At 61.7% G+C, this 13,056-nt stretch carries 12 protein-coding genes, 1 tRNA gene and 1 pseudogene; 3 read left to right on the forward strand and 11 right to left on the reverse strand.

Annotated elements, in window-relative coordinates; genetic code table 11:
* Positions 1–15: 15 nt before the first annotated feature.
* Positions 16–586: pseudogene (locus AC1DMK_RS13145) on the forward strand (TIGR02281 family clan AA aspartic protease).
* Positions 587–590: 4 nt separating this feature from the next.
* Here the strand turns inward: AC1DMK_RS13145 and deoA are convergent.
* The 9 genes from deoA to AC1DMK_RS13190 form a co-directional block, all read right to left on the reverse strand.
* Entirely contained in the window at positions 591–1,898 is a 1,308-nt protein-coding gene (deoA, locus tag AC1DMK_RS13150) for a thymidine phosphorylase (RefSeq protein ID WP_477859542.1), read from the reverse strand.
* A gap of 1 nt (position 1,899) precedes the next feature.
* Positions 1,900–2,676: a deoxyribose-phosphate aldolase gene (deoC, locus tag AC1DMK_RS13155; protein ID WP_037062777.1), complete on the reverse strand. Its 777-nt coding sequence runs from the start codon at positions 2,674–2,676 to the stop codon at positions 1,900–1,902.
* A complete protein-coding gene (locus AC1DMK_RS13160; RefSeq protein ID WP_037062775.1) occupies positions 2,673–3,479 on the reverse strand; it encodes a purine-nucleoside phosphorylase in 807 nt (268 codons plus the stop codon). Before AC1DMK_RS13160 ends, deoC begins: the two co-directional genes overlap by 4 nt.
* A complete protein-coding gene (locus AC1DMK_RS13165; protein ID WP_037062773.1) occupies positions 3,476–3,865 on the reverse strand; it encodes a cytidine deaminase in 390 nt (129 codons plus the stop codon). The genes AC1DMK_RS13160 and AC1DMK_RS13165 overlap by 4 nt, the downstream gene beginning before the upstream one ends.
* A gap of 4 nt (positions 3,866–3,869) precedes the next feature.
* Positions 3,870–4,841 carry an ABC transporter permease gene (locus AC1DMK_RS13170; protein WP_477859545.1) on the reverse strand — a complete coding sequence of 324 codons (972 nt, stop codon included), beginning with the start codon at positions 4,839–4,841 and terminating at the stop codon, positions 3,870–3,872.
* A gap of 12 nt (positions 4,842–4,853) precedes the next feature.
* A complete protein-coding gene (locus tag AC1DMK_RS13175) occupies positions 4,854–5,957 on the reverse strand; it encodes an ABC transporter permease (RefSeq protein ID WP_477859547.1) in 1,104 nt (367 codons plus the stop codon).
* A gap of 7 nt (positions 5,958–5,964) precedes the next feature.
* Positions 5,965–7,476 (reverse strand): ABC transporter ATP-binding protein, encoded by a 1,512-nt coding sequence (locus AC1DMK_RS13180; protein ID WP_477859549.1) that lies wholly within the window; start codon positions 7,474–7,476, stop codon positions 5,965–5,967.
* A gap of 68 nt (positions 7,477–7,544) precedes the next feature.
* Positions 7,545–8,537 carry a BMP family lipoprotein gene (locus AC1DMK_RS13185; protein ID WP_477859551.1) on the reverse strand — a complete coding sequence of 331 codons (993 nt, stop codon included), beginning with the start codon at positions 8,535–8,537 and terminating at the stop codon, positions 7,545–7,547.
* Positions 8,538–8,802: 265 nt separating this feature from the next.
* Positions 8,803–9,120: a hypothetical protein gene (locus tag AC1DMK_RS13190; RefSeq protein ID WP_037062764.1), complete on the reverse strand. Its 318-nt coding sequence runs from the start codon at positions 9,118–9,120 to the stop codon at positions 8,803–8,805.
* 223 nt (positions 9,121–9,343) lie between these two features.
* Here AC1DMK_RS13190 and AC1DMK_RS13195 point away from each other — a divergent pair.
* Together AC1DMK_RS13195 and AC1DMK_RS13200 are read left to right on the forward strand one after the other, a co-directional pair.
* Positions 9,344–9,433 (forward strand) — tRNA-Ser (locus AC1DMK_RS13195).
* 391 nt (positions 9,434–9,824) lie between these two features.
* The gene (locus AC1DMK_RS13200; RefSeq protein WP_477859554.1) at positions 9,825–10,532 is read left to right on the forward strand and encodes a L,D-transpeptidase; all 708 of its coding nucleotides are present in this window, start codon (positions 9,825–9,827) and stop codon (positions 10,530–10,532) included.
* A gap of 81 nt (positions 10,533–10,613) precedes the next feature.
* Here the strand turns inward: AC1DMK_RS13200 and pncB are convergent, their stop codons facing one another.
* Both pncB and AC1DMK_RS13210 read right to left on the reverse strand, forming a co-directional pair.
* Positions 10,614–11,918, reverse strand: coding sequence for a nicotinate phosphoribosyltransferase (gene pncB / locus AC1DMK_RS13205; protein WP_037062763.1), 1,305 nt, complete (start codon positions 11,916–11,918; stop codon positions 10,614–10,616).
* 171 nt (positions 11,919–12,089) lie between these two features.
* Complete coding sequence (locus AC1DMK_RS13210; RefSeq protein WP_477859556.1) at positions 12,090–13,049, reverse strand: 2-hydroxyacid dehydrogenase; 960 nt, start codon at positions 13,047–13,049, stop codon at positions 12,090–12,092.
* Positions 13,050–13,056 lie beyond the last annotated feature (7 nt).

A 13,056-nucleotide genomic window follows, 5' to 3' on the forward strand; every position in this document is an offset into this window, starting at 1 on the left:
GAGACATGGCCTCGCATGATGCGCGGTTTATACAGGAAGGATTTCTGTTTCCATGCTCGTGCGTACTGTCATATTCGCAAGCATCGCTGCGGTGTTTGCCACACAGGTCCCGTCCTTCCTGGCAACCGACCGGACCCGGCCAGAGGGTCCCGTTTCCGCAAACCTTGTTTCCGGCTCGATAGAACCTGCGCAAGCGACCAATGCCAGTGCCACCAGCGGAACCATGCATCTTCGCGCAGATGCGCAGGGACACTACACCGGCGATTTCAAGATCAACGGCAAGACGGTGCAGGGGATGATCGACACCGGCGCGACCTATGTGGCGCTGAACGAAAGCCTGGCGAGACGCCTTGGCTATACGGCCAATCAGCTTGATTTTCGCTATGCCGTGAATACGGCGAACGGACAGACCAAGGCGGCGCATGTGACGCTGGATCGTGTCGAGATCGGGGGCATCCGTGTTCGCGACGTGGAAGCCTTCGTTCTGAAGGACGACGCTCTCTCCTCCACGCTGGTCGGCATGAGCTTCCTGCAGAAGCTCGCATCCTACTCGGTCGCGGATGGATCGCTTAGCCTGAAGCAGTGACCCCTCAGAGATGGCACGAAATGACGGCGGGCAGGGAAGGCGTGCTGTCGCTGATGCGGTAGTTGACGCCAAGCGCTGCGGCGACGGCCTCTGCACGCGCATCGTCGGCGGCGTGCACCAGGGCGATCCGGTCGCCCCGTTCGACACGCGTGCCGAGGGGCAGAAGATCCGAGAAGCCGACGCGATGATCGATCCGGTCGCTCGGATGCCGCCGTCCGCCGCCAAGGTCGATGACGCCCATCCCGATATCCCGGACATCGCAGGACGAGAGCCACCCGGCCCGCCGAGCTGCCACCGGTCGAACGCACGGAGCATTGGTGAGATAGGCATCGGGCCTCTCCAGAAGGTCCGAGGGGCCGCCGAGCATATGCACCATGCGCCCGAAAGTCTCTGCCGCCTTGCCTGACGATAGCGCCTGCATGGCCTTGTCCTTGCCTTCGTCAAGCGAGCCAACGATCCCGGAACTGGAGAGCATCTCAGCCGCAAAGGCGAGCACCACTGTCTCGAGCCGTGTTCCAGCCTTCCGTCCCTTCAGAAAATCGAGGCAGTTGCGGATCTCCAGCACGTTGCCGGCGGCGTCTGCCAGCGGCTGGTTCATGTCGGTAATCAGGGCCGATGTTTTCACGCCAGCGCCGTTGGCTACGTCGACAAGCGATTGTGCCAGCGCCTCGGCGTCGCGGCGCTCGGACATGAAGGCGCCGTTGCCGAGCTTGACGTCGAGCACCAGCGTCTGAAGACCAGCCGCAAGCTTCTTCGAAAGGATGGATGCAGTGATCAGGGGAATGGAATCGACCGTCGCCGTCACATCGCGCACCGCATAGAGCTTGCCGTCGGCGGGGGCTAGCGCCCCGGTCTGGCCGATGATAGCGCAGCCCACGTCCCTGACCGCCCTGCGAAAGAGCGTCGCGTCAGGCGTGATCACATAGCCCGGAATGGATTCCAGCTTGTCCAGCGTCCCGCCGGTATGTCCAAGGCCGCGTCCGGAAATCATCGGCACGGCAAGTCCACAGGCAGCGGCGATCGGGGCGAGCATCAGCGAAACGTTGTCGCCGACGCCGCCCGTCGAATGCTTGTCGGCTATGGGACGGTCGATGTCGGCCCAGCTCAGAATAGCGCCCGAGCGTGCCATCGCGGATGTCAGGGCGACAGTCTCGTCGCGGGTCATGCCTTTGAACCAGACCGCCATCGCAAAGGCACCGATCTGGCCCTCGGAGAGCCTGCCCGCGGCAAGGGCCGATATGAACGCTTGGATATCGTCTGCGGAAAGCGTATCCCCGTCCCGTTTGCGGCGGATGATCTCCTGCGGGATCATCCTAGTAGCTCGTGGCCGCGGCAGGTGGCGACTGTGTGCCGCCCAGAATCGCAAGAATGTCGTCGAGCACACCGGAGGCGCCAAAGCGGAAGGTCGACGGCATCGGCCAATCAGGCGCCATGATCGTTTCCGCAAGGCTGAGGTAGAGCGCGGCGTCCGCTACCGATCCGATGCCGCCGGCCGGCTTGAAGCCGACCTTCCGGCCGCTGTGACGGATCGCGCGCAGCATGATGTCGGCAGCTTCCAGCGTCGCATTGACGGCGACCTTGCCGGTTGACGTCTTGATGAAATCCGCGCCGGCGTCGATCGCGAGTTCCGAGGCACGGCGGATGAGTGCCGCGTCCTTGATCTCGCCGGTTTCCAGAATAACCTTGAGGAGCACGGATCCGTTGCATTCGGCGCGCACGGCCGCGACCATGTCGGTCACCGCCTTGCCGCTGCCTGCCATGAACTTGCGATAGGGAACGACGAGATCGATTTCGTCGGCGCCGTCGGCAATCGCCTCGCGTGTCTCGGCTGCGACGTCGGCGATTTCCATGTCGCCGGACGGGAAATTGACGACAGTGGCAATGCGCACCGGGTGCCCGGCGCCGAGAACAGCCCGGGCGTGGGCGACAAAGCGCGGCCAGATGCAGATGGCGGCAGTATTGCCGTAGGGCGTCTGCGCGCGGGCGCACAAGGTCTCGATCTGCGCATCCGTGCAGTCGTCCTTGAGATTGGTGAGATCAAGAAGAGACAGCGCGACAGCCGCGGCCTCCTTCAGGGAGTGGTTGCTCATTCTGTGTTTCCTCCGGCCGCGATCATCTCTTTCAATATGGCGGCGAGACGGGCGCCGCCGATGGGCGCCATGTCCTTGGTTTCCTCGTGGCTCAGCTCTGCGCCGGTCATTCCGGCCCCATAGTTGGTGATAACGGAGGCGGCCGCAACCCTGAGGCCGAGCATTCGCGCGATGATGACCTCGGGCACCGTTGACATGCCGACAGCGTCCGCACCGAGGATGCGCGCCATGCGAATTTCCGCGGGTGTTTCGAAGCTCGGGCCCGAGAACCACATGTAGACACCGTCCGACAGCTGCGCGCCGACCCTGTCGGCTGCCGTCCGCATGTCCTCCGCCAGAGCTTGGTCGTAGGCATTCGTCAGGCCGACGAAGCGGCGGTCGCTTTCCTCGCCGATCAGCGGGTTCATGCCGGAATAGTTGATGTGGTCCGAAATCCGCATCACCGAACCGGGTGCCAGGTCTTCGCGCAGCGACCCAGCCGAATTGGTGAGGATGAGTACTTCCACTCCGATGCCCTTCAGCACCTCGATCGGCAGCCGCATGGCGCCGGCATCGCCCTTCTCGTAGAAATGGACGCGGCCGGACAGCATGATGACTGGGACGCCGCCAAGGCGACCGGCAACGACTTCGCCCGCGTGACCCGACACGGCACTCACCGGGAACCCCGGCAGATCCTTGTAGGCGATCCGAACCGGGTCCGTTAGCTGGCTGACAAGCGAGCCGAGACCGGAACCGAGGACGATGCCGTAGCGCGGCGCAAGACCGCCGAGCCTGCCGGCGATCAGATCGAGCGCGGCTTTCATCCGAGTTCCGTCTCGAAGCTGAAGGGAAGAAGTTCGTCCATGGTCATCGTCTTCTTCACGCCGGCTTCGTCGCAGAGATAGATTTTCGTCCCCTTGGATGCAAACTCAGAGATCTTCTGGCGGCAGCCGCCACAAGGCGGGCAGAGCGGCAGCTTCTCGGCGATCACGGCCATCTCGACGATTTTCCTGGCGCCCCCCATGATCATGGCGCTGATTGCCGTCGGTTCGGCACACCAGCCCTGCGGGAAAGAGAGGTTCTCGATGTTGGCGCCGGTATAGACCTTGCCATCCTCGGCGCGGATGGCCGCACCGACCGGGAATTTCGAGTAGGGAGCATGGGCAAAGGCCATGGCGCCGCGTGCGGCTTCGAAAAGGTCGTGGGACATATTCTCAACGCTCCTTCGTATAGGGGACGCCGCCGGCCTTCGGCGGTGTTGCGACGCCGATGAAGCCGGCGAGCAGGATGCAGGTAAGGACATAGGGCAGTGCCTGGAAGATCTGCACCGGCACTTCGCCGATCAGCGGCACCTGCTTGCCCTGCATGAAATTGGCCAGCGCATCGAGGAAGCCGAAAAGCAGGCAGGCGAACATGACGGGCACGGGCCTCCACTTGGCGAACACCAGCGCTGCAAGCGCGATATAGCCCTTGCCGGCCGACATGTCCTTGATGAAGGCGGCCGACTGCGCGATGGCGAGATATGTGCCGGAGAAGCCACAGAGGATACCGGCGCAGATGACGGCACGGTAGCGAAGCCAGCTGACGGAGATGCCCGCCGTATCGACTGCACCCGGGTTTTCGCCGACCGCGCGCAAACGCAGGCCGAAACGCGTGCGGTAGAGGATCCACCAGGAGAACGGAACAGCGAGGAACGCCAGATAGGTCAGGATATTGTTGCCCGAGATCACATTCGCATAGAGCGGCCCGATGACAGGCACCTCGCGCATCGCGTCGGCGCCGGGCAGAATGATCGGCGTAAAGCGCGCATCTCCCGCCAGCTGCGGCGTGCGCCCGCCTTGTCCGAACCAGGCCTGACCAAGGACGATGGTGATGCCCGCGACGAAGAAGTTGATGGCCACGCCGGAGATGATCTGGTTGCCGCGATTGGTGATCGAGGCGAAGCCGTGCACGACGCTGAGCGCGACCGAGCAGACGATACCCGCGCCCAGGCCAAGCCAGGCCGAACCCGTGAGGTAGGCAATGCAGGCGGCGGCGAAGGCCGAGCCCAGCATCTTGCCTTCAAGGCCGATGTCGAAAATGCCGGCGCGCTCGGAGAAAAGCCCGGCAAGAGCCGTGAATATCAGCGGGATCGACAGGCGTATGGTCGAGCTCAGAACGCTGATGAAGATGTCGTAGTAATCCATCGTTCGCTCTCCTTACGCGCGCTTGAACTGTTGGTAGACGCGCACCAGCGCTGGGCGAAACATGTATTCCAGGGCACCGGCAAACAGGATGACGAGACCCTGGATCACAAGGATCATTTCGCGGGTGATGTTCGGCATCTCGAAGGAAATCCAGTCGCCGCCCTGATAGAGGATGCCGAACAGGATGGCCGACAGAACGATACCAACCGGATGGTTCCGACCCATCAGGGACACGGCGATCCCGACGAAGCCGGCGCCGCCGACGAATTCCACCTGCAGGCGGGCGGAAGAGCMCATGACAGGGTTCAGCGCCATCATGCCGGCAAGCGCGCCGGAGAGCAGCATGGCGATCATGACGGTACGGGCATAGGGGATACCGGCGTAGGAGGCGGCGCTCGGGCTGACACCGAGCGTGCGCATCTCGAAGCCGAGCTTGGTGCGCCAGATCAGCAGCCAGACGAAATAGGAGGCGACCAGCGCGATGATGAAGGAGACGTTGAACGGAGCGGCGCCGAGCTTTGCGCCGAACATGTTCATCAGCCAGCCGAGCTTCGGCAGCTGTCCGCCCTCGAGGAAGGTGCGGGTCTCAGGCGCCATCTTGCCGGGAACGATTAGCACGTGCACCAGCAGATAGACCATCAGCGCGGCGCCGATATAGTTGAACATGATGGTGGTGATGACGATATGGCTGCCGCGCTTTGCCTGCAGGAAAGCGGGAATGAAGGCCCAGGCCGCACCAAACAGGCCCGCACCGACCACCGCGACCGGCATCGTCACATACCACGGCACGTAGCGGTCGAGCGCCAGCGCCACCAAGGCGCAACCCAGACCGCCGAGATAGGCCTGGCCCTCGGAGCCGATGTTGAAGAGACCGGCATGGATGGCAACGGCGACGGACAGGCCGGTGAAGATGAAGCTGGTGGCATAGTACAGCGTAAAGCCGATGCCTTCGCCGCTGCCGAGCGCGCCTTCGATCAGAAGCGACAGGGCTGCAAGCGGGCTTTCGCCGATCAGCCAGACGACGAAGCCGGAGATCAGGAAGGCGACGACCAGGTTCAGGATCGGAATGAGGCCGTAGTTGATCCAGTTTGGAAGTGGGACGGAAGCAGTGCTCATTAAGGCCTCACGCGGCAATGCCGGCCATCATCAGGCCGAGGGTCTGTTCACCGGCATCGGGCGTCTTCTCGCCGACCACGTGGCCGGCAAACATGACAAGGATACGGTCTGAAAGGGCGCGGATTTCGTCGAGTTCGACGGAGACGAGCAGGATGGCCTTGCCCGCGTCGCGCATCTCGATGATCCGGCGGTGAATGAATTCGATGGCGCCGATATCGACACCGCGGGTCGGTTGGCCGATGATCAGCGCCGTCGGATCGCGCTCGATTTCGCGCGCTACGACGATCTTCTGCTGGTTGCCGCCGGAAAAGTTCGCTGTCTTCAGCCGCGGGTTCGGCGGGCGGATATCGTATTTCTCGATCTTTTCCATGGCGTCCTTGCGGATCGCCTCCAGATCGAGAAACGGACCCGTGCTGTAGGCCGGATTGCGGTGATAGCCGAGCACAGAGTTCTCGTACTCCTCGAACTTCAGCACCAGGCCCATATGATGGCGGTCTTCGGGAATATGGGCGAGGCCGAGTTCGCGAAGGCGCGCCGGATCGGCCTTGTCAATCGGCTGGCCGTCGAGCAGGACTTCGCCGGAATGCGGCTTTCGGATGCCCGCGATCGCTTCCAGGAGCTCGGACTGCCCATTGCCGGCAACGCCGGCAATGCCGACGATCTCGCCCGCATGGACGTCAAACGAGACGTTGTCGACCATCACCACGCCGCGGTTGTCCTTGACCGTGAGATTGCGCACGGACAGCACGACCTTCCCGGGATTGGCCTCACCCTTCTGGACGCGCAGCAACACGCGGCGACCGACCATCAGCTCGGCCAGTTCCTCAACTGTTGTTTCCGACGTCTTGCGGGTCGCGACCATCTCGCCGCGGCGCATGACGGAAACCGTATCGGTGATCGCCATGATTTCGCGCAGCTTGTGGGTGATGAGAATGACCGTCTTTCCCTGATCGCGCAGCACGCCGAGGATCTTGAACAGGTGGTCCGCTTCGGCAGGGGTCAAAACGCCCGTCGGCTCGTCGAGAATGAGGATCTCGGCGCCGCGGTACATTGCCTTGAGAATTTCGACACGCTGCTGCAGGCCGACCGGAAGCTGCTCGATAACGGCGTCCGGATTGACTTCCAGCCCGTAGTCCTTCTCGAGGCGCCGCAGCTCGGCGCGGGCCGAGGAAACGCCCCTGGCGAGAAGCGCGCCGCCCTCGGCGCCCAGCATGATGTTTTCGAGCACCGTGAAATTGTCGACCAGCATGAAGTGCTGATGCACCATGCCGATCCCGGCCGAGATTGCGGCCTGGCTATCCTTGATGGCCACGGGAGTGCCGTTGACGCGGATTTCACCGCTGTCGGCATGATAAAAGCCGTAGATGATCGACATCAGTGTCGATTTTCCGGCACCGTTTTCCCCGATGATCCCGTGGATCGTGCCCTTGGCGACGGTGAGGTTGATGTCCTTGTTGGCGTGAACGGCACCGAATTTCTTGTCGATGCCCACAAGTTCGATAGCGGGCGTGTCTGTCACTGCAGGCTCCAAATACGAAAAGGGCGTATGGTGAAAAGATTCCACCATACGCCCGTCTCAGTCGCGGATCACTTCGGGCAAGCGTTGTCCGAGGTGTAATCGTGAACCTTGATGGTTCCTGCAATGATGTCGGCCTTGGCCTTGTCGACCGCAGCCTGCATTTCAGGCGTGATGAGCGCCTTGTTGTGCTCATCGATGGCGGCCGCGACGCCGTCTTCCTTGACGCCGAGCGACTGCACGCCGGCGGTGAACTTGTCACCCTTGACGTCGGTAAAGGCGTTGAAGACCGCGAGGTCTACGCGCTTGACCATCGAGGTCAGAACGGAGCCGGGATGCAGGTAGTTCTGGTTGGAGTCGACGCCGATCGAGAACTTCTTGTTGTCGGCTGCCGTCTGCAGAACGCCAAGGCCGGTGGCACCGGCTGCCGCGTAGACGACGTCTGCTCCCTGGTCGATCTGGTTCTTGGTGAGCTCGCCGCCGCGGACCGGGTCGTTCCATGCTGCACCTGTCGTGCCGGTCATGTTCTGGAAGACTTCGATCTTCGCATTGGCCGCGCGTGCGCCCTGCTCGTAGCCGCATCCGAACTTGCGGATGAGCGGAATGTCCATGCCGCCGACGAATCCGACCTTGCCGGATTTGGACGCCATTCCGGCCAGCAGGCCGACGAGGAACGAACCTTCTTCTTCCTTGTAGACGACCGAGCGGACGTTCGGCTTGTCGACGACGGCGTCAACGATGATGAACTTGGTGTCCGGGAATTCGGCTGCGACCTTCTCGATTGCGGAGGTCCAGGCGAAGGAAACGGCTACAACCGGATTGAAGCCGCGGCTCRCGAAGTTGCGGATGGCCTGTTCGCCCTGGGTGTCGCCGGTCGGCTCGAAGTCGCGATACGCGACACCGGTTTCCTTCTTGAACTTTTCGGCGCCATTGAAGGCTGCTTCGTTGAACGACTTATCGAACTTCCCGCCGGTGCCGTAGACCAGTGCCGGCTTGACGTCGGCGGCAAGCGCCGTCGTGGACATGGCAGCCACGGCCAGGAGAGTCAGAATGGATTTTTTCATAATGCAGCCCTGTTGTTGCTATTAGTTAGGGGTCCTCCCGCAAGCCTTTTTTCAGGCATGTCTGCGGAACCACCGACCTCCCCCCGGAGGCCTGGCTGCACGCATCCTTGCATGGCTCAAAAGAAAATTCACGAGAAATTTTTCGACTGGTAAAAATTTGCCGCCACTGCCGAAATTCAGCCCAAGCGGGCTGAATTTTGCGCAAAATCATCGCTAAATTGCGATTTTTCTAACCAGTCCGGCAATTGGGCTCCGTCCTGCGCGGCTAGGCAGCGAAGCGGCCGGCAACCGGCGGCTTCTTGTAGCCTGCCATCCACAGCAACAGCGAAAGCACAAGAAACACCGCAAAAGCCGGCTGCATCATGAGCCATTGAAAGGCAAGCGTATAGAAACGCGGGTGTATGTAGTAGGAGATGGACGACTGCAGGGCGTCGAGAGACGAGGCGTTCACATCCTGCCACGCGGCACCCATGGGCGTTATCACCACGGACGAGGCTGCCACAGATTGAATGGAATCGATGGTCCCGGCAATCACGGCAACAGCCAGCGCAACAAGACTCGCCAATCGCAATAGGAAACGCATCGATCTCTCCGGCCTCTAATCCGCCGGACTACTGCCGGCCAGCCGCATCATTCTCCATCCAACACATGAAATAGCGACGTGCCGGCGGAACTGCAATGGAGGCTCTGCGGCACTTTTACCGGAAGAAGTCAAAAAACTGTTAGATTTAGGTTGATCGCCGAAAATTCATCGGTATATATCGCGCCGTTCCAACGATTTGCGTCTCACGATGCAGGCCGGCAAAGGACAGGTGGCCGAGTGGTTTAAGGCGCACGCCTGGAACGCGTGTGTACGTGAAAGCGTACCGTGGGTTCGAATCCCACCCTGTCCGCCATTTGATACCGAACCGCCGGGGTCCGCAAACAGCTCCGATCGGCGAGTTTGGACCTATTCCAAAGCACAGCCGATGATTGGTTGACCAGCTTGCCTGGCGGAACTGCTGACTGCCGGAGTGGCTGCGGCTATCGTTCTTCGTCCGTGCGGACTATCGACATGGCTCTTCGCACGAGTTGTGCATTGACTTTATCCCGTCGAAAATCGTCAGCGAACCGCGCCTCCGAATTCAGCATTGGCAGTCCCGCCATCAGGTGTGGCGCTTCGCCAACACGGGTTTGCGAATGCCTGAAGCCTTTGCTGTTTTCCTTGCGCAAAACACAATTTGGTCACGGATGGTCGTGCAGGGAGACCCACCAAACAAATCTATTGATCAATCGGAATCTTTGAAATTGCATTTGTTTTCTGTTCTTCGGCTGCTTTCTGCGGCAGCCGGTGCTTCCCTTCTCGCGGCCTGTACACAATTGCCTGCCGAGCGCATTGTCGTCGAGTTACCCAATCCGCCGATCGCCAAAACGGCCGTTTTGGAAAACGTGCCTGCGCCACCTGTGCGAACCACGCCGGATTATCCGGCTATTTATGCGGACGTCGACGACGGAGACTACCGTTTGCCGGCCATCGACCACGCGCTGGTCGATCCCCACTATCTCCGCCAGGAGGTCGACTACGAAACCGACGAGCCTGCCGGCTCGATCGTCGTCGATACCGAAACGAAGTTCCTTTACTTCGTCCTGAAGGACGGCCGGGCAATCCGCTATGGCGTCAGCCTCGGTGCGCAGGGTCGCGCCTGGAAGGGGCGTGCTGTGATCCAGTGGAAGCGGAAATGGCCGACCTGGACGCCGACGCCATCCATGATCGGCCGCAATCCGAAGCTCGGCCAGTGGAAGCAGGGCATGCCGCCCGGTCTGCAGAACCCCCTGGGCGCGCGTGCGCTCTATATTTTCCAGGATGGCAAGGATACGCTCTACCGCATCCACGGATCGCCGGAATGGACAACAATCGGCAAAAATGCCTCCTCGGGCTGCGTTCGCATGTTCAATCAGGACGTGATCGATCTCTACGACCGGGTGAAGGGCATGGCGATACTGGTGGTGAAGTGATGGCAAACAGCGCGGGGGCGCCGATGATACGGCGCTCGCATCTTCCACCGGAACGCGGCTTCTTCGCCGCGCTTTCGTGCGTCAGACGAAGACGGCCTGATCGACACGGTCTTCCGTGCCGAAGAATTTCAGATACCGCTGGACTTCCTCTGGATCGCCGGTCGCCTTCTGCGGATTGTCGGACAGCTTGACGGCCGGGCGGCCGTTGGCGTCGCTGACTTTGCAGACGACGGAAATCGGGTTGAGACCCGAAATCTCCGTCGGGGCGCAGCCGGCAAAGTCGTTGGTCAGGTTCGTGCCCCAACCGAAGCTCATGCGCACGCGCCCTTCGAAATGCCTGTATGTGTCGATGATTGCATCGACGTCTAGGCCGTCGGAAAATATGAGCAACTTCTGGCGCGGGTCGCGGCCCATTTTCTTCCACCAGTTGATGATCTTCTCGCCGCCCTCGATCGGCGGCGCGCTGTCGGGGCGGAAGCCCGTCCAGTCGGCCACCCATTCCGGCGCGTCACGCAGGAATGCAGCGGTGCCGAAGGCGTCGGGCAGGACGATCAGCAGATTGCCGCCGTAGAGCTTGTTCCAGTCGCGCAGCACCTTGTAGGGCGCATTGTGCAGCTCCTCGTCGGTCTGCGCCAGGGCGGCGGCCACCATGGGCAGTTCGTGCGCGTTCGTACCCACCGCTTCGAGATCGGAATCCATGGCGAGCAAGACGTTGCTGGTGCCCGTGAAGGCCGGGCCGATGCCTTCCTTCAGCGCTTCCACGCACCAGCGCTGCCAGAGGAAGCTGTGGCGGCGGCGCGTGCCGAAATCGGAAATGCGCAGGCCGGGGAGCTCGCGCAGCCGCTCCACCTTCTCCCACATGCGGGCCTTGGCACGGGCATAGAGAACGTCGAGCGTGAACGGGCCAAGCGCCCTCATGGCCGATCGGGACCTGAGTTCGTTGATGATGGCGAGTGCCGGGATTTCCCACATTGTGGTTTCCTTCCACGAGCCGTGGAAATCCAGCACATACTGTCCGTCACGCTTTGACAGCTCGTATTCTGGCAACTGGAAATGCGAGAACCAGGCCAGGAACTCCGGTTCGAAAATCTGCGCGCGCCCGTAGAAACTGTTACCGGCCAGCCAGATCGTTTCCTTCTTCGAGAGCTTGAGCGTGCGCGCGTGATCGAGCTGTTCGCGCAGCTCGCCTTCGTCGATCTCTTCGGCAAGATGGACGCGTTTCGTGCGATTGATCAGCGTGAAGGTGGCATCGACGTCAGGATAGAGCTTCCAGATCATCTGCAGCATCAGCAGCTTGTAGAAGTCCGTATCGATCAGGCTGCGGACGATGGGGTCGAGCTTCCACGCGTGATTGTAGACGCGCCGTGCGATATCGGTCTTGGCCATAAATTCCACCCATTCATCCGTTCGGGCCCGCCAAAACCGGCGCGCGACGACCGGCTCGTGCCCATTCTTATCGAAAAAACAGCCGATAATGTCCAGCGCAAATAAAATGGCCGCCCTGTTACGGCAGAGATCGATCGCTTCCGTGAGGTCGCCGGATGGTTTCCGCCGGCCTCAGTAGCCGGCCGCGCGGTCGATCAGGAATTGCAGGGGCTCGCCGCGCTCGAAGCGGGCGATTTGCCCTTCGACGTGTCGGAAAAGCGCGGTCTCCTCGGAGACCGCCGCGTCGTGGGGAGTGAGGAAGACATTTTCCAAGGCCCAGAGCGGGCTTTCCGCGGGCAGCGGCTCGATCTCGAATACATCGAGCGAGGCGCCGCCGAGCACGCAGGTCTCCATCGCCGAGACGATATCGGTTTCCACCTGGCTCCTGCCGCGTCCGGCGTTGATGAAGACAGGCTTGCCAAGCGCGCCGCCCTGCCGAAGCTTGGCAAACAGCTGGGCGTTGTAGAAACCCGTTGTCTCCGTCGTCAGGGGAAGCAGGCCGACGAGAATATCGGTCTTCGACAAAAATGCGTCGAGCTCGCTGGCGTCGAACGTCTCGATACCCTCCAGGTCCTTTGCTGTGCGCGACCAGCCGACGACATTGAAGCCCATGACACGCAGCTTCGACGCGGCATCCTGGCCGAGGACGCCAAGGCCCATGATCCCGACGGTGATCTCGGCGGCTTCCGGTGCGATCAGCTTGCCCCACGCCCGTTCGCGCTGGTGCTGGTCGTGCCTGTGCTGCCCCCGCAGGTGCATCAGGCATTGCATGACCACCCACTCGCTCATCCGCGTCGTCAGGCTGCGATCGACGAAACGGACGATCGGCACGTCAGGCAGTCCTGGCAGGTTCATGAAGCTGTCGACGCCCGCACCGCCCGAGAACATCACCTTCAGGTTGGGCGCGCGCTCGAAGAGATCGGCGTCTGGCTTCCACAGCAGCGCATAGTCGATGCCGCTGAGGTCGCGGCCCCTGGAAGCGGGATCGGCGAGATTGATGCTGCCGCGATCCGCAAAGGCGGTTTTCAGGATGCGGGCAATGCCTTCGGGATTGAACTTGAGATCGACGAGAACGGGAGGTCTGGTGGACATGATCTTC

The sequence above is a fragment of the Rhizobium sp. 05L419 genome, from assembly GCF_056397845.1.